This is a genomic window from Stenotrophomonas maltophilia (genome assembly GCF_039555535.1).
Lineage (GTDB): Bacteria > Pseudomonadota > Gammaproteobacteria > Xanthomonadales > Xanthomonadaceae > Stenotrophomonas > Stenotrophomonas maltophilia_Q.
On the sequence record NZ_CP154630.1, the window covers coordinates 3,268,113 to 3,287,353 of the forward strand.

Annotated in this window: 17 protein-coding genes; 13 read left to right on the forward strand and 4 right to left on the reverse strand. The window is 67.4% G+C overall.

The window, feature by feature from the left end; translation table 11 throughout:
* Nucleotides 1-31: 31 nt before the first annotated feature.
* The 4 genes from AASM09_RS15200 to AASM09_RS15215 all read left to right on the forward strand — a co-directional run bounded on the left by AASM09_RS15200 (nt 32) and on the right by AASM09_RS15215 (nt 5,375).
* Entirely contained in the window at nt 32-1,636 is a 1,605-nt protein-coding gene (locus AASM09_RS15200) for an MASE1 domain-containing protein (protein ID WP_049431278.1), read from the forward strand.
* A gap of 198 nt (nt 1,637-1,834) precedes the next feature.
* Nucleotides 1,835-3,388: an MASE1 domain-containing protein gene (locus AASM09_RS15205; RefSeq protein WP_049431275.1), complete on the forward strand. Its 1,554-nt coding sequence runs from the start codon at nt 1,835-1,837 to the stop codon at nt 3,386-3,388.
* 96 nt (nt 3,389-3,484) lie between these two features.
* On the forward strand, nt 3,485-4,828 hold the full coding sequence (locus AASM09_RS15210; protein ID WP_049431271.1) for a diguanylate cyclase: 1,344 nt from the start codon (nt 3,485-3,487) through the stop codon (nt 4,826-4,828).
* Between the two features lie 85 nt (nt 4,829-4,913).
* Complete coding sequence (locus tag AASM09_RS15215; protein WP_004151683.1) at nt 4,914-5,375, forward strand: bacteriohemerythrin; 462 nt, start codon at nt 4,914-4,916, stop codon at nt 5,373-5,375.
* On the opposite strand, the gene AASM09_RS15220 is transcribed toward AASM09_RS15215, so the two are convergent.
* A complete protein-coding gene (locus AASM09_RS15220; RefSeq protein WP_049431326.1) occupies nt 5,356-6,657 on the reverse strand; it encodes an MFS transporter in 1,302 nt (433 codons plus the stop codon). The two genes, AASM09_RS15215 and AASM09_RS15220, sit on opposite strands and share 20 nt — an antisense overlap.
* Nucleotides 6,658-6,789: 132 nt before the next feature.
* On the opposite strand from AASM09_RS15220, the gene AASM09_RS15225 reads away from it, so the two are divergent.
* Entirely contained in the window at nt 6,790-7,329 is a 540-nt protein-coding gene (locus tag AASM09_RS15225) for a hypothetical protein (RefSeq protein WP_238378632.1), read from the forward strand.
* Here AASM09_RS15225 and AASM09_RS15230 read toward each other — a convergent pair.
* Nucleotides 7,304-8,800, reverse strand: a complete 1,497-nt coding sequence (locus AASM09_RS15230) for an aldehyde dehydrogenase (protein WP_049431269.1) — start codon at nt 8,798-8,800, stop codon at nt 7,304-7,306. The genes AASM09_RS15225 and AASM09_RS15230 overlap by 26 nt on opposite strands.
* A gap of 103 nt (nt 8,801-8,903) precedes the next feature.
* Between AASM09_RS15230 and AASM09_RS15235 the strand changes: the two genes are divergently transcribed.
* The 7 genes from AASM09_RS15235 (at nt 8,904) to AASM09_RS15265 (ending at nt 15,628) form a co-directional block, all read left to right on the forward strand.
* Nucleotides 8,904-10,256, forward strand: coding sequence for an aspartate aminotransferase family protein (locus AASM09_RS15235; protein WP_049431265.1), 1,353 nt, complete (start codon nt 8,904-8,906; stop codon nt 10,254-10,256).
* Between the two features lie 63 nt (nt 10,257-10,319).
* The gene (locus AASM09_RS15240; protein WP_049431261.1) at nt 10,320-11,198 is read left to right on the forward strand and encodes a plasmid replication/partition related protein; all 879 of its coding nucleotides are present in this window, start codon (nt 10,320-10,322) and stop codon (nt 11,196-11,198) included.
* Nucleotides 11,199-11,322: 124 nt separating this feature from the next.
* Entirely contained in the window at nt 11,323-12,609 is a 1,287-nt protein-coding gene (locus AASM09_RS15245) for a DUF445 domain-containing protein (RefSeq protein ID WP_049431259.1), read from the forward strand.
* Nucleotides 12,610-12,859: 250 nt separating this feature from the next.
* Nucleotides 12,860-13,174: a DUF3649 domain-containing protein gene (locus AASM09_RS15250; protein WP_049431256.1), complete on the forward strand. Its 315-nt coding sequence runs from the start codon at nt 12,860-12,862 to the stop codon at nt 13,172-13,174.
* Nucleotides 13,171-14,799, forward strand: a complete 1,629-nt coding sequence (locus tag AASM09_RS15255; RefSeq protein ID WP_049431254.1) for a PepSY-associated TM helix domain-containing protein — start codon at nt 13,171-13,173, stop codon at nt 14,797-14,799. Before AASM09_RS15250 ends, AASM09_RS15255 begins: the two co-directional genes overlap by 4 nt.
* The gene (locus AASM09_RS15260) at nt 14,796-15,125 is read left to right on the forward strand and encodes a DUF3325 domain-containing protein (RefSeq protein ID WP_049431251.1); all 330 of its coding nucleotides are present in this window, start codon (nt 14,796-14,798) and stop codon (nt 15,123-15,125) included. Before AASM09_RS15255 ends, AASM09_RS15260 begins: the two co-directional genes overlap by 4 nt.
* 29 nt (nt 15,126-15,154) lie before the next feature.
* Entirely contained in the window at nt 15,155-15,628 is a 474-nt protein-coding gene (locus tag AASM09_RS15265; protein ID WP_049431248.1) for a hypothetical protein, read from the forward strand.
* Between the two features lie 119 nt (nt 15,629-15,747).
* On the opposite strand, the gene rlmKL is transcribed toward AASM09_RS15265, so the two are convergent.
* Complete coding sequence (rlmKL, locus tag AASM09_RS15270) at nt 15,748-17,886, reverse strand: bifunctional 23S rRNA (guanine(2069)-N(7))-methyltransferase RlmK/23S rRNA (guanine(2445)-N(2))-methyltransferase RlmL (RefSeq protein WP_049431246.1); 2,139 nt, start codon at nt 17,884-17,886, stop codon at nt 15,748-15,750.
* Nucleotides 17,887-18,031: 145 nt separating this feature from the next.
* Nucleotides 18,032-18,559 carry an alpha/beta hydrolase gene (locus AASM09_RS15275; protein ID WP_049431244.1) on the reverse strand — a complete coding sequence of 176 codons (528 nt, stop codon included), beginning with the start codon at nt 18,557-18,559 and terminating at the stop codon, nt 18,032-18,034.
* Nucleotides 18,560-18,631: 72 nt separating this feature from the next.
* Here AASM09_RS15275 and AASM09_RS15280 point away from each other — a divergent pair, with 72 nt between their 5' ends.
* Nucleotides 18,632-19,198 (forward strand): N-acetylmuramoyl-L-alanine amidase, encoded by a 567-nt coding sequence (locus tag AASM09_RS15280; RefSeq protein ID WP_049431240.1) that lies wholly within the window; start codon nt 18,632-18,634, stop codon nt 19,196-19,198.
* The last annotated feature ends 43 nt before the right edge of the window (nt 19,199-19,241 follow it).

Below are 19,241 nucleotides of genomic sequence, written 5' to 3' on the forward strand. Positions count from 1 at the left end.
ATAATCGGCGCAGGCGCTGGGGAGCACGTGGATGCAGTGGTGGAAGGACGGCCTGCAGGTGAAGATACGCGTCAGCCCCGAGGGGCTGGTGCTGGCGCTGCTCTATGCCTTGGCCTGCTGGGGCGCGCGCAAGCTGTCTTTGGACCAGTTCTTCCTGCCTGCCGGCGTGCGGGTGGCCGCGCTGTTGCTGTGCCCACCCCGTCTTTGGCCCTACCTGCTGATGGGTGAATACGCCTACTTCGCGCATCTGCGCATCCCGCTGATCAGCAAATACAACCTGACCTGGGTGATCCTGGCCTCGGTATTCCTGATGCCTGCCGTGATGCTGATCGTGCGCCTGCACCGGAGACTGCTGGCACGTACCACGATCGTCGGCGTGATCTCCATCGCGGCATGCGCCGCGACGGTCATCAGCCTGCTCAACCTGGGAATCTCGTACCTGCTCTGGGCCCCGTTGCATGAAGAGACATTTCTCACCAATGTGTTGCGCTATGCGCTGGGCGACTTCACCGGCATCCTGATCCTCGCGCCTCTGGCATTGCTGTGGATACGCCGCGCCGAGGAAAAATGGACAACCCGGTCTGTTGCGGCCACGGTCGCAGCACTCGCCGCCATGCTGGTCATCGGCCTGCAGGCGACGCCGGTACCTGCCTCGATCACGGCCCCCGGTTCGCTGCAGTTGTTGTTGATCCTGCCTATTCCCGCAATCGCCCTGACCTGCCTGCTGGGATGGCGCGGTGCGGCCATCGGTGTCGCCGCCGTGAACATGATCCTTGGCCTGAGCACTCCCTCCGACCATCCGACGGCATTCGATCAGGCGACCTTCGCGACCCAGCAGGCCATGGCCATCGCCAGCATCGCCCTGCTCCTGCTGGGCGCTCGCATCACCCACTTCCAGAACCAGCACCGGTTGCGCGAGGAAGATGGCAGAGCGGCCCTGCAGCTTGCGCGGAATTCACATCTGGCCAGCGAGATGGACCTGCGCGAACGGGCGGCGCACCTGCGCCAGCTGGGCGATGGCATGGACCTGTCTCTGAACGAGATGGTGAACTGGCTCCATGCTCAGGGTCATCACGCGGTGGCTGACAGCCTGCGGCATACCTCGGAGGTGCATTCACGCCTGTTCCGGGCCCAGGCCAGCATGATCTATCCCGCCGCTCTGGAGCGACTGGGCTTGTATGTGGCGTTGCAAGCCGGTGGGGTGCGTGAGGCTTGGAATGCCACGCATCGAATCGGACAACCCAGGTTGACGGGGGACCCCTGCGCGCTCGGGGTCGGCCTGCAGCTTGCTGCCTACAGGCTCGTGGTTGACGCGGTATCGCTTCTATTGAAATGCGAGCCTGGGCAGATCTCGGTCAGTATCCGCTGCGGACGTTCCATCCGGAAGCGTGGTGCCTTCATCTGCGTGGCTCTTCTGGACCGCCGCGAATCACTGGGAAGCCGTGCAAAGGAACTGGCAAACGAGCAGCTGCTGGGCCGGGTCCTAGCACATGCGGGCCACATGGACTTGAGTGGCAACAGGCTCAGGATGGTATTGACCGAAGCACGGGAAGCTCCCCGCCAGGCAGGCGCTGCTGAAGCCGTGTGGGAAAGCACACGCTCCATCGACCGTGGCCCCCCCCGGACCGCGATCTGACTTTCCCAATGAAAGGAGATGCAGATCATTACTCGAAAGTGATCGTTGGTCGGCGCCGAACCTACCCCGTCAGGACCTGGCGCCGGCGTGCAATTGCGCGCCCATGCTCCTGTCGATACTGTCATCCAATGGCGCGTCCTGAGGCGTTCAAGCAACCCGCACCGCCGCTGCCATGTCACGAGCAAGGGAGGCTCGGGTTTGGACCGATTCAAAAAGGCCGTTGAACTGAGCTTCCGTATCCGGCCAGCCGGGATCGCCCTCGCGGCCGTCTATGCGCTGAGCTGCCTCGGTTCGCGTCAGTTCTCGCTGGATCAGTTCTTCCTGCCGGCGGGCATCCGTGCAGCGGCACTGCTGATCGTACCGACCCGCCTGTGGCCCTACCTGCTGCTGGGCGAGTACGCGTACTTCGCAACGCTGCGCATCCCCATGATCGACACCTATGGCCTGGACTGGGTCATCCTGGCTTCGACACTGCTGATGCCGATGGCGATGCTGGTGGTCTACCTGCATCGGATGAGAATGCCGTCCGAAGCAGCTACCGGTCTCTGGCTGCTGTCACTGTCCTTCTGCACGGCACTGTTCGTTCCGGGTCTCAACCTGGGCATTTCATATGTCCTATGGTCGAACCCACCACCCAGCAATCTGCTGGACGCGGTCGACCGGACGATCTTTGGCCACTTCGCCGCCATCATCACCCTGGTGCCGTTGGCATTCCTCTGGTCGCGACGGCAGGCCGACCCCGGTTGGAGCGACCGTTTCGTCGCCCCTACCGCCTCGGCGATCCTGGTGATGCTGGTGTTGGGCCTGAGCATGCAATTGACAAGCGCCGGCGCCCACACGACGCGGACACACATGGTGCTGCTGGCCGCCCTGCCCGCCATCGCCCTGACCTTCATGCATGGGTGGCGCGGCGCGGCCATCGCGATTCCGTTGTTGAACCTCCCCCTGCACGGTGCAACGCCCAGCACCGGCCTGCCCTCCTCATTCGACCTGGGCACGTTCGCCACCCAACAGAACATGGCGGTGATGAGTGTCGCACTGCTGGCACTGGGTTCCAGCATCAGCTACCACCATCAGCGCGCCCGGTCCCGCGGCCTGGCCGAGGCAACCACACTGCGCCTGGCACGCGGCTCGCATCAGACCAGCGAGCGTGAGCTGCGTGAACGGGCCGTCCACCTGAAACACCTGGGCGAGGGCATGGACAGTTCGCTCAGCGAGATGGTCAGCTGGCTGAAGTCCCAAGGCCACCATGCGGTCGCAAACAGCCTGCAGCACGCGTCGTCGGTGCATTCACGCCTGTTCCGTGAACAGGCCAGCCTGGTCTATCCCACTGGACTGGAACAGGTCGGGCTCTACATCGCGCTGCAAGCCGGCGGTGCATGCGAAATCTGGAACAACACGCATCGCGTCATTCCGCCCAGGCTGGCGGGCAATCCCTGCCTGCTGACCGTGGATCTGCAACTGGCCATCTATCGCTCGCTGATCGAGGCGGTTTCACTTCTGCTGGAGCTGGAGACCGGCCAGGTATGCGTGCGTGCCCGAAGTGGTCGGGCAGGCAAACGTCGCGGCATTGTTGCTGTGGTGAGCCTGCTCGACCGTGGCTGCACGCTGTCCACGCGAACCACCCACCAGGCCATCGAGCGCCTGGCCGGGCGGATGCTTGCCTACGGCGGAGCAGTCCACTGTCGGGGCAATCGGCTGCGACTGGTCCTGCATGAACCAATCACCCACGCGTCGCCCGCGGCGGCCTGACACGCAATCCCGCCCGGCGCGCAGCGTTCGCAGCTAAAGTTGCAGCCGAAACCGCCGTTATCCGTGCCGAGCCCCTCCCTCGTGAGCCACCGCATCATGCCCGTCCTGCCGCAGGCCGCCGTCGATGGCGACCTGGCCGATCCGCTGCCGCAGCGGATCCTGCTGGTCGAAAACTCCCGTGCTTTCACCGGCATGCTGCGCGAGGCCATCGAGCAGCGCCTGGAGCTGCCGGTGGTGATCGCCTCCACCCTGGCCGAGGCCGACCGCCTGCTGAACGAAGGTGGTGGCTGGTTCCTGGTACTGACCGGGCTGGTGCTGGCCGATGGCGACCGCGACGCGGTGGTCGAGTTCTTCCTCAAGCGCAACCTGCCCACCGTGGTGGTCAGCGGCGTCTACGACGAGGACCTGCGCAAGCGCGTGCTGCAGCAGCAGATCATCGACTATGTGCTGAAGAACACGCCCGGCAGCATCGATTACCTGGTGTGGCTGGTACAGCGGCTGGAACGCAACCGCCGCATCGCCGCGCTGGTGGTGGACGACTCACCGTCCGCGCGCGGTTATGCCGCAGCCTTGCTGCGCATGTATGGGCATGAGGTGCATGAGGCGGCCGATGGCAATGAGGGCCTGGCTGCAATCGAGGCGCATCCGGCGATCCGCCTCGCCGTGGTCGACCAGGAAATGCCGGGCATGCAGGGCGTGGAGTTCACCCGCCGCCTGCGCACCCTGCGCTCCCGCGACAAGGTGGCGGTGATCGGCATCTCCGGCAATACCGATGCGTCGTTGATCCCGCGCTTCCTGAAGAACGGCGCCAACGATTTCCTGCGCAAGCCGTTCTCGCGCGAGGAATTCTTCTGCCGGGTCTCGCAGAATGTGGACCAACTGGAGCTGATCGGCACCCTGCAGGACCTGGCCACCCGCGACTTCCTCACCGGGCTGCCCAACCGGCGCTGCTTCCTCGAGCAGAGCCAACGCCAGCTGCCGCAACTGCAGCTGCACGGGCAGTGCGTGGCGGTGGCGATGATCGACATCGACCACTTCAAGCACATCAACGACACCCATGGCCACGAAGCCGGCGACGATGCGTTGCGCGCTGTGGCCAGCGCGGTGGCCGCGCACGCGCGCAGCCATGACCTGATCGCACGCTTCGGTGGCGAGGAGTTCTGCCTTCTGGTACCTGACATGGAGCAGGACGAGGCACTGCTGTACTTCGAGGAACTGCGCCAGCGCATCGCCGCGCTGGAGGTCGACATCGGCACTGCCACCCTGCGCATGACCGTCAGCATCGGCCTGTGCTGCCTGCGCCCGCAGCGCGATGCACTGCACCGGCTGATATCCGAAGCCGACCGCCAGCTGTACCTGGCCAAGGCCGGTGGCCGCAACCGGGTCAGCTGCACCACGGTGGCCAGCCCGCTGCGCCCACGCGAGCCGGCGCTGCCCTGACCGGCACGCTTTGATCCAGATCAACGCCGCCCGCGCAGGGCGGCTCTACAGTCGGCCCCGACATACGCATGAAGGGGAGCCGGGGATGGCACTACTGGTCTGGCAGGACGATCTGAACATCGGCATCGATGTGATCGACCAACAACACCGCCGCATCATCGAAATGCTCAACCACCTGCACGTGGCCCAGGCCAGCATGCAGCGTGCCGCGGTGGGTGAAGTGATCGACGAAGTGGTGGACTACACCATGTCGCACTTCGCGTTCGAGGAAGAGCTGATGGAAGAAGCGGGCTACCCGTTCTGTGCCGCGCACAAGCGCGTGCATGAGGTCTTCATCAAGCGGGTATCGGAGTACCGCATGCGCTTCCAGGCCGGCGAGGACATCAGCGACGAACTGCGCACCATGCTCTCGCGCTGGCTGTTCAACCACATCCGTGGTGATGACCAGGCCTATGCCGAACAGGTCAAGGCGCACCTGAACCAGTTCGCCCGCGAACACCAGGGCGGTGGCTGGCTGGGTCGCACGCTCAAGCGCTTCTTTGGTTGAGCCGCAGCGCGCGCCGGTGCAGTGCCACGAGCGCGCACAGGGTGGCAACCGCGGTCAGGCACAGGTAGTAACCCACCGCGACCAGGCCGAAGCGCTCGGCCAGCCAGGTCGCCAGATACGGGGCCGGTGCCGCACCGAGGATGCCGGCCAGGTTGAATGACAGCGAAGCGCCGGTGTAGCGGACCTCCACCGGGTAGATCTCGGCCAGGAAGGTGCCGCAGGGGCCATAGGTCAGGCCCATCAGGAACAGGCCCAGGCACAGGAAGGCGGTGACCAGCCATGGGCTGTGCGGCTGGAACAACGGCGCGAACAGTACGCCGAAGCCGATGATCAGCACGCTGGCGACGATCATGGTGCGACGCGTGCCCCAGCGGTCGCCATAGCGCGCCGACAGCGGGATGCCCAGTGCGAAGAACAGCATGCCGACCATCTGCATCAGCAGGAACTGCTCGCGGCTATAGCCCAGCACCGCAGTGCCGTGGCCCAGGCTGAACACGGTCATCAGGTAGAACAGCACGAAGGTGGCGAAGGCGCCCAGGGTGCCCAGCAGCATCGGCACCGGGTGGTCACGCAGCACCGTCCACATCGGCAGCCGCACCGGCGCCTTGCGCTCCAGCGCCTTCTTGAAATCGGGCGTCTCGTGGATGTTCAGGCGCACCCACAGGCCGAGGCCGACCAGAAACGCGCTGGCCACGAACGGGATACGCCAGCCCCACTGCAGGAAGTCGTCCTGGCTCAGGCAGCGGCCCAGCACCAGGAAGATGCCGGCCGACAGCAGGAAACCGATGGGCGCGCCCAGCTGCGGGAACATGCCGTACCAGGCGCGCTTGCCCGGTGGCGCATTCTCGGTGGCCAGCAGCACCGCCCCACCCCATTCGCCGCCCAGCCCCAGCCCTTGGCCGAAGCGGCACAGCGCCAGCAGCGCCGGTGCCAACAGCCCGATCTGCGCATGGGTCGGCAGCAGGCCGATCAGCACCGTGGACAGGCCCATGGTCAGCAACGCGGCGACCAGGGTGGCCTTGCGGCCGATGCGGTCGCCGAAATGACCAAACACCGCCGAGCCGACCGGCCGGGCGATGAACGCCACCGCGAAGGTCGCCAGTGACTGCAGCAGGGCCGCCTGCTCGCTGCTGTCCGGGAAGAACAGGTGCGGGAACACCAGCACGGCGGCCGTGGCGTAGATGTAGAAATCGAAGAATTCGATGGTGGTGCCGATCAGGCTGGCCAGCAGGACACGACGGGGGGAATTCACGGGCGGCGCGGCAGCAGCGATCGTCGACATCGGCAGTACGGATAACGGTAGATCGGCCGATTCTGCCACGGGGCGGTGGTCGCACGGGGCGATGGTTTCAGCCGACACCGATGCCAACGAATTTTTTCCTGCCACCCGCTAGGCTGCACCACCGGTCCCTGCATGGATGCCTTGCCGATGGCTGCAGTTGCGTTGTCGTGGTCCGGTTCGCCGAAGCTGCCGCGGATGGCGGCGTGGCTGGTGGTACTGCTGGTGCATGGCGGGCTCTCTCTGTGGCTGCTGGACAGCGGCCGGATCGAACTGCGCAGCGACGACGGCCCACGGATCTTGCTGCGTTGGCTGCCACCGGAACTGCCGACGCCGGTAGCCAAGCAGCCCACCTTGCCCTCCGCACAGATGACGCGTCCGGCCGCATCGGTGATGCCCCGCCCTGCCCAGGTTGCGCAGGCAGACAGCGCCCAGCCTGCCGCGGAGGACGCGGCTGCGGTAGCACCACTGATCCTGAGTCTTCCTACGGGCAGCATCGACGGTGGTGACGGCATCAGCGCCGCAGTGGAGCCGAGCCGTGCTCGGCTGCATCTCGCGAAGAGCAGTCGAGCATGGCTCGACTCTACAAAGAGCAAACAGCAGCCGAGCGTGGGCTCGGCTCGACGAAAAGCGCTCGGCGGGCGCGTCGTTACAACTGGATCCAGGTGGCCTTGATCTCGCTGTACTTGTCGAACGCGTGCAGCGATTTGTCACGGCCATTGCCGGACTGCTTGTAGCCACCAAACGGGGCGGTCATGTCACCACCATCCCAGCCGTTCACCCAGACGCTGCCGGCGCGCAGCTGGCGTGCGACACGATGGGCGCGGCCCAGGTCACGCGTCCACAGGCCCGCCGCCAATCCATAGCGGCTGTCATTGGCCACGCGCACCGCTTCGGCCTCGTCGTCGAAACCAAGCACGGCCAGCACTGGCCCGAACACTTCCTCGCGTGCCAACGCGTGGTCCGGACGCACCTGGTCGAATACTGTGGGCTGCACATAGCAGCCGCCGGCTTCCACCTCGGCCCGATGGCCGCCCAGCAGCAGACGAGCGCCCTCGCCTTCGGCACGGGCGATATCGGCCAGCACCTTCTCCACGTGCGCGGCGTCGACCAGCGCGCCCATCGGTGCATCAGCCTCCAGTGGATGGCGGGGCTGCATGTGCTGGCCATAGGCAATCACCTGGTGCACGAAGTCCTCACGGATCGAGCGCTGCACCAGCAGGCGCGAGCCGGCGGTGCAGACTTCGCCCTGGTTGAAGAAGATGGCCTGCGCCACGGCCTTGGCCGCTGCGTCCAGGTCCGGGGCGTCGGCGAACACCAGGTGTGGGCTCTTGCCACCGCATTCCAGCCAGACCCGCTTGAGGTTGGACCGTCCCGCATACTCCAGCAGCTTCGCGCCGGTGGCGGTGGAACCGGTGAAGGCCAGCACGTCCACGTCCATATGCAGTGCCAAGGGCTCGCCCACGCGCGCACCATGGCCGGGCAGCACGTTCAGCACCCCCTCCGGCAGGCCCGCCTCGGCCGCCAGCGCCGCCAGCCGCAACGCCGATAGTGGCGAACGCTCGGACGGCTTGAGCACCACCGAATTGCCCATCGCCAGTGCCGGCGCGATCTTCCAGCAGGCCATCAGCAACGGGAAATTCCATGGCACGACCGCCGCCGCCACGCCGGCAGGCTCGCGCGTGACCAGGCCCAGTTCATGCGGTCCGGTGGGTGCGATTTCGCCATACAGCTTGTCCACCGCCTCGGCGGTCCAGGTCAGGCAGCGCACCACGCCGGGCAGGTCGATACGGCGTGCATCACGCACCGGCTTGCCCATGTCCAGGGTTTCCAGCAAGGCAAGCTCGTCGGCGTGTTTTTCCACCAGCTCCGCCAGGGCCAACAGCACGCGCTTGCGATGGACCGGGCTGGCCTGCGACCAGTGGCCCGCATCGAAGACACGCCGCGCCGCCCGCACTGCGCGCTCCACGTCCTCTGCGTCGCAGTCGGCAACCGCCGCCAGCACGCGGCCATCAATCGGGCTGATGCAGTCGAAGCGCGCACCGTGGGCAGCATCGACGTAGCGGCCATCGATGAATGCCTGGGTCGGCATCGAAAGCTGCTGGGCCAGTGCCTGCCAGTGGCTGCGGTCGGGAAAGTCGGCCATGCCGGGCTCCTCGGAACAGTTTCCCCGGTTATACCGGCGTGGCCGCGACTCCGCCGTGACGTGGCTGCGCTACATTCTCCCCATCGGACCCGATGGAGCTGGCATGAAGCGTTCCGCGAGCGACCTGCACGATCTGGCGACCCAACGCCCGGAGTCATTGGAGGCGTACTGGATGCCGTTCACCGCCAACCGCCAGTACAAGGCAGCGCCACGTGTGCTGGTGCGTGCCGAGGGCATGCACTACGAGGATGTCGACGGCCGCCAGATCCTCGATGGCACGGCCGGCCTCTGGTGCTGCAACGCGGGCCATGCACGGCCGCGCATCGTCGAGGCCATCGTCGAGCAGGCGCGCACACTCGACTACTCGCCCGCCTTCCAGATGGGCTCGCCGCCGGCATTCGCGCTGGCGCAGCGGTTGGCCGCATTGGCACCAACGCCCCTGAACCATGTGTTCTTCACCAGCTCCGGCTCGGAGGCGGTGGATACCGCGATGAAGATCGTGCTGGCCTACCACCGCCAGCGCGGCGAGGGCCAGCGCACGCGCTTCATCAGCCGCGAGAAGGCCTACCACGGCGTCGGCTTCGGTGGCATGGCACTGGGCGGCCTGCCCAACAATCGCAGGGCGTTCGGCCTGCAGCTGGGCGGCGTGGACTACCTGCGCCATACCCTGGACCTGCAGCGCAATGCGTTCAGCAAAGGCCTGCCGCGCCAGGGCGCTGAACTGGCCGACGACCTGGAGCGGCTGATCGCGCTGCATGACGCCTCGACCATCGCGGCGGTCTTCGTCGAGCCCATCGCTGGGTCCGCCGGGGTGATCCTGCCGGCGCCGGGCTACCTGCAGCGCCTGCGCGAGCTGTGCGATCACCACGGCATCCTGCTGGTGTTCGATGAGGTCATCACCGGCTTCGGCAGGGTCGGCATGCCCTTCGCCGCACAGCGCTTCGGGGTCACCCCGGACCTGCTGACCTTTGCCAAGGCCGTCAGCAACGGCGCGGTGCCGCTGGGCGGCGTCCTGGCCAGCGACGCCGTGCATGCCACGCTGATGCAGGCACCACCGCAGGCCATCGAGCTGTTCCACGGCTATACCTATTCTGGTCACCCGCTGGCCTGTGCGGCCGCACTGGCTACGCTGGAGGTGTACGCCGAGGAACGCCTGTTCGAGCGCGCCATCGAACTGGGCGAATACTGGCAGGAACGGCTGCACGCGCTGCAGGGCCTGCCCAACGTGATCGACATCCGCAACTTCGGGTTGGTCGGGGCGGTCGAGTTGGCGCCACGCCGGGACATGCCCGGCAGCCGCGGCTACGAGGTGTTCCGGCGCTGCTTCCACGACGGCCGGCTGCTGGTGCGCTGCACCGGTGACATCATCGCGCTGTCACCGCCGCTGATCGTGGACAAGGCGCAGATCGACCAGATCACCGGCACGCTGGGCGAGATGATCCGGGCCACGGCCTGAGCCCGGGCCCGCGGCGGCGAGCGGGTACAATGGGCGGTTCCGCTCCTGCTCGTTGCCGTGCCCATGGATATCGTCGTCAAAGAAGAACTCAAGGCCTATATCGACCCGCTGACCGCGGACGAACATGACGCGCTGGAGCGCAGCATCCTGGCCGAAGGCTGCCGCGACGCACTGGTACTGTGGGGTGACGTGCTGGTCGATGGCCATAACCGTTTCGGCATCTGCCAGAAGCACGGCCTGCCGTTCAACACGGTGCAGAACACCCGCTTCCAGAGCATGGAAGACGTGCACCTGTGGATGATCGAGCAGCACCTGGGCCGGCGCAGCGTGTCCGATTTCCAGCGCGGCGTGCTGGCGCTGCGCAAGCGCGACATCCTGGCTGCCCGCAAGCAGGTCGAGCAGGCCCAGCTGCAGCGCGAAAGCGATGGCACCGCCGACGTCACCGACGGGGGCGGCGAAGACAACCCGCCGTGGGAACCGGCACCGAAGATCAGCCGCGCCGAGCTGGCCCGCGAAGCCAAGCTGAGCACCAGCCAGGTCGGCATGATCGAACGCATCCACGCCCAGGCCGCGGCCGAGGTGGTGGAGGCGGTGAAGGCTGGCGTGATCTCGATCAGCGCCGCCGCGGCCGTGGCCGACCTGCCCGAAGAAGAACAGCGCGCCGCCGCCGCCGGTGGCAAGGACGAGCTGAAGCAGGCCGCCAAGCGCGTGCGCGAGTCCAAGCGCAAGCCGCGCGCGCCGAAGCCTGAACCGGCCGAGATGGATTTCGAGGAGGCGGATGAGGACGAGATCGCCAGCCGCGATGCCGAAGTGCTGTCCGCACTGGAACAGCTGGGCGAGGACCCACCGGCATTGCGTCGACGCGTGGTCGCGCTGACCCGCGAGAACGACACCCTGCGCGCGCAGCTGGCCGCGCTGCGCAAGCAGCTGGAAGCGCTGTAGGCGCTCTCGACGCGCTTCTGTAGAGCCGAGCCCATGCTCGGCTGCTTTGCGCGTGGCAATGAGCAGCCGAGCATGGGCTCGGCTCTACAGACAGGCGTCACCGGGCTGCGGTTAGACTTCCGGCATGATGCCTGCCCACGATCCGCGCCGCGCACAACTGCGGCGCCTGAAAGCCCTCGCGCTCGGCCTGCTGCTGTTGATGCTGGCCGGATTCGCAGTCAGCCACTGGCAGGGCGAGCGCGGTATCTGGGCCTGGGTCTCGGCGTTCTGCGAGGCGGCCGCAGTCGGTGCACTGGCCGACTGGTTCGCGGTCGTCGCCCTGTTCCGGCGGCCGATGGGCCTGCCGATTCCGCACACTGCCATCATCCCGCGCAGCAAGGAGCGCATCGGCGACAGCCTGGCGCTGTTCGTGCGCGACCAGTTCCTGGAGCCAGGTGTGCTGCTGGCCAAGCTGCAGGTATTCGACCCGGCCAGCCGCCTCGGCAGCTGGCTGGCCGACCCGGCACGCTCGCGCATGCTGGCCGACATGGCCCGCGGCTGGGCCCTGCAGGCGCTGGACTTCTTCGACGAAACCGCAGTACGCCGGCAGCTGCATGCCTTCGTGGTGCAGCAGCTGCGGCAGTGGAATGCCGCCGCCACCGCGGGTGAACTGCTGGCCCTGCTGACCGCCGATGGGCGCCACCAGCGCGTGCTGGACGAGGGCCTGCAGCGGCTGGGGCGCTGGCTGGAACAACCGGAGGTGAAGGAACGCGCCTCGCAGTTGATCGTGCGCTATATCCAGCGCGAATGGCCGACGTTGTCGAGCACGGTGAACTGGGTCAAGCCGATCGACGAGATCGGCGACAGCCTGGCCGAGCGCCTGGCGCGGGCGGTGCTGGAAGAACTGCAGCAGGTGCTGGCCGAGCCGCAGCATCCGCTGCGCCAGGACTACGAGACCTGGCTGCAGAATTACGTGCAGCGCCTGCGCGAGGACCCGGCCCTGGCGGAGCGCATCGAGCAGCTCAAGCAGGAAATGATCGACCACCCCGCCCTGCAGGACTACGTGCAAGGGCTGTGGACGCGCATCCACGCCAGCCTGCGCGCCGATCTGCAACGCGAAGACTCGGCGCTGGTCGGCCACCTGCAGCGCAGCCTCGCGTCGCTGGGCGCCAGCCTGCAGGCTGACCCGGCCCTGCGCGAGGCCCTCAACCAGCACCTGCTGGAAGGTGCGCAGCGCCTGACCGGCCGCCTGCGCGAGGGCGTGACCACGCATATCGCGCAGACCGTGAAAGGCTGGGACGAGCGGCACCTGGTCGAACAGCTGGAACTGAGCGTGGGCCGTGACCTGCAATTCATCCGCTTCAACGGCACCCTGGTCGGCGGTCTGATCGGCCTGCTGCTGCACGCTGCGACGGTCCTTTTCCGCTTCTGAAGCCTCCCTGCACGGGAGCGGGCGCCGTCACGCTTGATTAACGAAATGCGAATGCCTATCATTTTCTAATCGGTTGTACGCTTAGCCAAACAGGCGCGGAAGACGCGCCCATCGCCCGTGTACATCCCCGACCTCTGAGCTGCCCGTCTGCGCGGGCGGTGCTTCGTCGATGGGACACGCTGGGCGACATGCGCAGGGCGCAAGGGGGCCGCAGACGCGTTCCATCCCCTCCCCTACCTGCAGGAACGCCGTGGACCGCTCGCCCGCAACCGCCAGCCCCCGCACCTTCTTCTCCAACCCGCGCTGGGGCGTGCTGTCACGTTCGTTGGCCGCGATCTTCGGCGGCTATGCGCTGGCCTCGGTGACCAGCGTGTTCTGCGCGGTGGCGCTGCCCGGCGCGCGCGGCCAGACCGTGCTGACCGGCATGCTGCTGGCGATCCTGGTCGCCGCCTGTGCCGCACTGTGGGCATTCGCCACCCGCAGCGCACTGCGCGCCTGGGTGGGCATCCTCGCCCCGGCCCTGCTGATGGCAGGCATTGCGCGCCTGATGGGGGCCTGGGCATGAAGAACGGATTCCGCCAATCGATGGCCTGGCTGCACACCTGGACCGGGCTGCTGGTCGGCTGGTTGCTGCTGCTGATCTTCATGGCCGGCACAGCCAGCTATTACCGCGAGGAAATCAGCCGCTGGATGCGCCCGGAGCTGCCGGCCAACAAGGTCAGCATCGATGTGGCCGCGCAGCGCGCGGTGGACTACCTGCAGGCCAATGCCAGCCAGGCCGGGAACTGGTTCGTCACGCTGCCGCAGCCGCGCAACCCGGCCATGCAGATGTTCTGGCGGTTGCCACCGGAGCTGGCCGACCCCAGCCGTGGCCGCCGCGGTGGCTTTGGCGACGCCACGCTGGATCCGAACACCGGCCAGGCATTGAAGGCGCGCGAGACCCGCGGCGGCGACTTCTTCTACCGGCTGCACTTCGACCTGCACTACATCCCGGTGCTGTGGGCGCGCTATCTGGTCGGCTTCTGCGCGATGTTCATGCTGGTGGCGATCATCACCGGCGTCATCACCCACAAGAAAATCTTCAAGGACTTCTTCACCTTCCGCAAGGACAAGGGCCTGCGTTCCTGGCTCGATTTCCACAACGTCAGCGCAGTGATGGCGCTGCCGTACCACGCGATGATCACCTACACCGGCATCGTCACCCTGATGATCATGTACCTGCCTTGGGGCGTGAAGGTGGCTTATCCGCAGGACGAGGACAAATTCTTCTTCGAGGCCTTCGGCGGCATGCCGGAGGTGACCGCGCCCGCCGAAGGACGCGCCACCCCGCTGCCGATCGCACAGCTGCTGGACAGCGCACGCGCGCATTGGCACGGCGTGGAAGTGGCCGGCTTCACCGTATCCAACCCGGGCGCAGCCAATGCGGTGATCGACATCCGCCAGCGCGACGGCAAGCGACTGTCCACCGACACCCCGGCCGTGCGCTACAGCATGGTCAGCGGTGCGCTGCTGGAAGAAACACCGCCGTCCGGTGGCGCCACCGCCACCCGCGGCGTGCTGTACGGCCTGCACCTGGCACGCTTCGCCGACTGGGGCCTGCGCGCGTTGTTCTTCCTGTCCGGCCTGGTCGGCTGCCTGATGGTGGCCAGCGGCGTGGTGCTGTGGGCGGTGAAGGAACGGCCGAAGCATGCCAGGAGTGGACGCACCGGCTTCGGCCTGCGCCTGGTCGATGCGCTGAACATCGGCACCGTAGCCGGCCTGCCGATTGCCTTCGCGGCCTACTTCTGGGGCAACCGCCTGCTGCCGCTGGACATCGCCGAGCGCTCCAGCGCCGAGGCCAACGTGTTCTTCTACGCCTGGGGCGCGGCGTTGCTGGCGGCCTTCATCTGGCCCAAGCGGATGATGTGGGCGTGGCAGCTGTACCTCGGTGCAACGGCGTTCGCGCTGGTGCCGGTGGTCAACGCGCTGACTACACACGCGCACCTCGGCGTCACCCTGCGCAACGGTGAATGGGTGCTGGCCGGCGTTGATCTGTCGATGATTGCCTTCGGCGCGATGCTGGCGATGTGCGGCTGGCGCATGCAGCGCTGGACGCCACCGCTGAGTGCGGCCGAGAAGAAGAAGCGCGCGGCTGCCGCAGCAGCGCCGAAGGCATCAGTCGAAGCGGCCGAAGCGGAGGCCAGCGCATGATGCTGCTGGCACTGACGCTGTCGTTCTCTGCGTTCACCGCCCTGTCGCTGGGGATGGAAAAGCACCAGCACGACCTGCATGGCAAGGCTGCGGCCGCACCGGCACGGCGGATGCAGTGGCGGGTACTGGGCTGGGTGCTGCTGACAGTGGCCTTCGCACTGTGCGTGGCTGACCACGGCTGGGCGGTGGGCCCGGTGCTGTGGCTGGGTGCGATGACCGTGGGTGGCGTGGCGCTGTCGTTCGGGTTGTACCCGTATCGGCCAACGTGGATCGCGCCGCTGGCGATCGCGCTGCCGGTGATCGGGCTGGTGGTGGGGTTGGTGTAACCGCAGGACGGGGACAACGGCATCCACGCATGGCGTGGATCTACAATGGCGGCATGGATAGCGTGCTGCAGCGGACGTCTGGAATCGGCTTCTTTTCCCGGTTGGGTGAAACACTGCCCGCAACGGCCGGCGTCGTCGCCGTTCGGTCGCTGGCCGAAGCACTGCGGACCATCGATACCGATGGTTTCGAGTGGATGCCCACAACACTGGGCGATTCGGATCCGTTTCACGGCGCCCTGCCCCATCCCGCCGAACTGGCCGACGCCCGGCGCGAACTCAACCGGAGCTTGATGCGCGCGCTTTCGGCACTGGATCTGCCGGCACTGCGCTGCGGTGCACATGACCTGCACCTGGTGGCGCGCGATGGAGCGATGTTCGCCTTCCGTCAACGCCTGCTGGAAACGCACCTCGGCCTGCCGGCGCACTGGGAACCCGTGCTTGCGCTGTACGAACGGGGGCATTGGCCGCTGGCCCACGCGCCGGGGCGCTTGCTGGTGCTGTAGAGCCGTCCACGCAGGCATGGATCTACCGGGCCCACGCTCGCCGGGCATGGCCCGGCGCTACCGTTCTGCGCGCACGTGGGTAGTGCCGGCCGCTGGCCGGCATTCCCTTTCGGCTGGAATCACCCCAACCGCTTCAGTTCCCACGCGCGGTGGATGCGCGCGTTGCGTTCGAAATCCGGGCCGAGGGTGCGCGCGGTGATCTCGCGGCACTGGGCGAACTCGGCGATGGCGTTCTCTTCCAGCTTGAAGCGGCGGAAGTTGTTGGAGAAGTACAGCACACCGCCGGGCGCCAATCGTGCCACCGCCGCACGCAGCAGCTTCAGCTGCTCACGCTGCACGTCGAAATCGTCGGCGCGCGCGGAGTTGGAGAAGGTCGGCGGATCGCAGAAGATCACATCGTACTGGCCACGGTCCGCTTCCAGCCATGCCATCGCATCGGCCTGCACCAGCAGGTGCTGGTTGCCGCCCTGCCCGTTCAAGGCCAGGTTGTCGTAGCACCACTGAAGGTAGGTCGCCGACAGATCGACGCTGGTGGTGCTGGCGGCACCGGCCACGGCGGCCTGCACGCTGGCCACGCCCGTATAGCAGAACAGGTTGAGGAAGCGCTTGCCACGCACCTGCTCGGCCATCATCCGGCGCAGCGGGCGGTGGTCGAGGAACAGCCCGGTATCCAGGTAGTCAAACAGGTTTACCTGCAGCAGCGCATTGTTCTCGCGCACCACGATGAACTCATCACGCTGCTCGAAACGGCCGTACTTGCTGCCACCCTTGCCGCGCTCTCGCGACTTCATCGAGACCTGCTCCGGCGGCACGCCGAACACTTCGCGCGCAGCGGCCAGCAGTTCGTTGCGGCGGCGGCGCACGTCGTTCTCCGGGATCGCCGTCGGTGCGGCGTACTCCTGCACATGCAGGAAGGTGCGGCGCTTGCCACCATCTTCCTCGTAGACGTCAATGGCAGCCGCGTATTCCGGCAGGTCGGCGTCATAGGCGCGGAAGCAGGTGATGTCTTCGCGGGCGCGCCAGCTCTTGAACTTCTTCAGGTTCTTGCGCAGGCGGTTGGCCACCATCTGCGCACCTTCGCTCAACTCGCGCGGCGGCGCCGGATCGCGGCCCGGCACGGCGATCGGGTCGCAGACGATCAGCGCGCATTCCAGTGCGCCGTTGAACATCTGGTACTTCTTGCCGGCGCGCAGGCCGGTGGCGAAGGCCAGTTCGTCGTTGCCGCACAGCAGGCTGGCGCGCCATTGCGGCACCGCCTTCTGCAAGGCGTTGCCGAGCGCGCGGTACAGCGCCGGATCAGCGGCCAGGCGCTCGTCATACGGCGGGTTGCAGACCACCGCACCGATCTCCTGCTCCGGCGCGGCCAGGTCGGCCACATCGGCGCGGATGAAGCGGATCGCGTGGGCGACGCCCGCCACCTCGGCATTCTCGCGCGCCGCCTGGATCGCGATCGGGTCGATGTCGCTGCCGTGGATGACCGGCTTCAACGCGGCCAGGCCAGCCGCTTCGCGGTCACGCGCCTCGCTCTGGATGCTCTTCCAGGCCGCCTTGTCGAAGCCCAGCCAGCGGCTCGGCGGCAGGCTGCCATGGCGCATCAGGCCGGGAGCAACGTCGGCGGCCATCAGCGCGCCTTCGATCAGCAGCGTGCCGCTGCCGCACATCGGGTCCAGCAGCCCGCCACCAGCGGCGTGCAGGCGCGGCCACTGCGCGCGCAGCAGGAGCGCGGCGGCCAGGTTTTCCTTCAGCGGCGCTTCGTGGGCGGCGCCACGCCAGCCACGGCGATGCAGCGGGCCACCGCCGAGGTCGATCGACAGCGAAGCACGGCCCTTGCGCAGCGACAGGTTGACGCGCACATCGGGCAGATCGGTGTTGACCGAGGGGCGTTCCAGGCCCTCGTCGCGCATGCGGTCGACGATGGCGTCCTTGATCCGCTGTGCGGCGAAGCGCGCATGGGTGATCTTGTCACCGGACACGTGCGCGTCCACCGCCAGGGTCATCTCCGGCTTGATGTGCTCGTGCCACGGCAGCGCACGCACGCCGTCGTACAGGGCCTGTTCGTCCGGACAGTCGAACTCGTCGATCGGCCACAGCACGCGGCTGGCCAGACGCGACCACATCACGATCCGCAGCGCCTGCTCCAGTTCGCCCTCGGCGTTGACGCCGGCAATGGTGGCAGTGGCCTTGCCAAGGCCCAGGGCCGACAGCTCATCGGCAAGCAGGTATTCCAGGCCCTTGGCGCAGGAGACGAAGAATTTCACGGGATCGGTTCGCAGGTGGTCGGGCGCGGCACAGGGGCCGGGCCGGTCGGAAAGGAGGGCCGCAAGCACGGCCGGCAGGCCCGCGCCGGGGGCGGCGGGGCTGCCATTGTAGTCAAAGCGGGCGGGCGCGCCGTGCGCCCGGGCTTCACAGTTGCCGCAGCAGGCGCTCGAAGGCCTGCGCGGAGGCCTCCACGTGGCGTTCCAGGCGGTGCCCATCATCGACCAGCAGCAGCTGCGCCGAGCGCGCCTGGGCCCAGGCGATGACCCCGGCGGCCGGGACCACGTCGTCATGCCAGGCCTGGACCACGGTGGTCGGCACGGCGGCGGCGTCCAGCGCCGGCATCGGGCCCATGGTGGTCGGCGGCACCATCAGGAACAGGCCGGCCACCGGCACCTGCAGCGAGGCGATGGCAGAGATGTAGGCACCCAGGCTGGAGCCGGCCAGCACCACCGGGCCCTGCTGGGCCGCGATGGCGGTGCGCTCGACCAGGCGGCGCAGCCGAGTCGGCACGTCACCTACGCGGCTGACCTCGCTCATCGCGTCCAGGTCGGTGTAGTCGGGGCGCTCGTGGGTCCAGCCCAGCCGCTGCGCCACGTCGGCCAGCGCGGTGACCTTGGTCGCCTCCGGGCCGCTCTCGAAGCCATGCGACAGGATGCAGTGGCCGCGGCTCATGCGCGTGCTCCGTGCGAGCGGGCCAACGAGGAAAGGGAAGGCAGGTTCATGCCGCAATGCTAGCATCGCCGGATGCCCAACCCGCTCCTGCCCGGCCTGCAGCTGCAGCCCCTGCCCTACGAAGACCGTCTGCCCCTGCGCGACCCGGCCACGCTGGAAATGGTGGTGATCCACTGCACCGAGCTGCCCGACCTGGCGATGGCCCGCGAGTACGGCGAGCGCGTGCTGTACGACAGCGGTGCCGGCAACAGCGGCCATTTCTACATCGACCGCGATGGCCGCGTGGTGCAGTACGTGGCGCCGGAACGCGTGGCCCACCACGTACGCGGCATGAACGCGCATACGCTGGGCATCGAGCTGGTCAACACCGGGCGCTACCCGCACTGGTTCGACAGCCGTCACCAGGCGATGGACGAGGCGTACACCGAGGCGCAGCTGATGGCGCTGGAGGCGCTGCTGCTGGCGCTGGTGGCGCGCTACCCGTCGCTGCGGCGGATTGCCGGGCATGACCAGCTGGATCTGGAGCAGGTGCCGGCCAGTGATGATCCGGCGCTGACGGTGGCGCGCAAGCGTGACCCGGGGCCGTTGTTCCCGTGGGCGCGGGTGCTGGCGAGGGTGCCACTGCAGCCGGTTGGGTAAGCGGCAGGGCTGCGCCCTGCACCCGCAGAAGCCGAAGCCAGAG

Bases quoted from the DNA above. Each gene is read 5' to 3' on its own strand.
- AASM09_RS15200 (WP_049431278.1), top strand. From the start codon at position 32: ATGCAGTGGTGGAAGGACGGCCTGCAGGTGAAGATACGCGTCAGCCCC.
- AASM09_RS15210 (WP_049431271.1), top strand. From the start codon at position 3,485: ATGCCCGTCCTGCCGCAGGCCGCCGTCGATGGCGACCTGGCCGATCCG.
- AASM09_RS15215 (WP_004151683.1), top strand. From the start codon at position 4,914: ATGGCACTACTGGTCTGGCAGGACGATCTGAACATCGGCATCGATGTG.
- AASM09_RS15220 (WP_049431326.1), bottom strand. From the start codon at position 6,657: ATGTCGACGATCGCTGCTGCCGCGCCGCCCGTGAATTCCCCCCGTCGT.
- AASM09_RS15225 (WP_238378632.1), top strand. From the start codon at position 6,790: ATGGATGCCTTGCCGATGGCTGCAGTTGCGTTGTCGTGGTCCGGTTCG.
- AASM09_RS15230 (WP_049431269.1), bottom strand. From the start codon at position 8,800: ATGGCCGACTTTCCCGACCGCAGCCACTGGCAGGCACTGGCCCAGCAG.
- AASM09_RS15235 (WP_049431265.1), top strand. From the start codon at position 8,904: ATGAAGCGTTCCGCGAGCGACCTGCACGATCTGGCGACCCAACGCCCG.
- AASM09_RS15240 (WP_049431261.1), top strand. From the start codon at position 10,320: ATGGATATCGTCGTCAAAGAAGAACTCAAGGCCTATATCGACCCGCTG.
- AASM09_RS15245 (WP_049431259.1), top strand. From the start codon at position 11,323: ATGATGCCTGCCCACGATCCGCGCCGCGCACAACTGCGGCGCCTGAAA.
- AASM09_RS15255 (WP_049431254.1), top strand. From the start codon at position 13,171: ATGAAGAACGGATTCCGCCAATCGATGGCCTGGCTGCACACCTGGACC.
- AASM09_RS15260 (WP_049431251.1), top strand. From the start codon at position 14,796: ATGATGCTGCTGGCACTGACGCTGTCGTTCTCTGCGTTCACCGCCCTG.
- AASM09_RS15265 (WP_049431248.1), top strand. From the start codon at position 15,155: ATGGCGTGGATCTACAATGGCGGCATGGATAGCGTGCTGCAGCGGACG.
- AASM09_RS15275 (WP_049431244.1), bottom strand. From the start codon at position 18,559: ATGAGCCGCGGCCACTGCATCCTGTCGCATGGCTTCGAGAGCGGCCCG.
- AASM09_RS15280 (WP_049431240.1), top strand. From the start codon at position 18,632: ATGCCCAACCCGCTCCTGCCCGGCCTGCAGCTGCAGCCCCTGCCCTAC.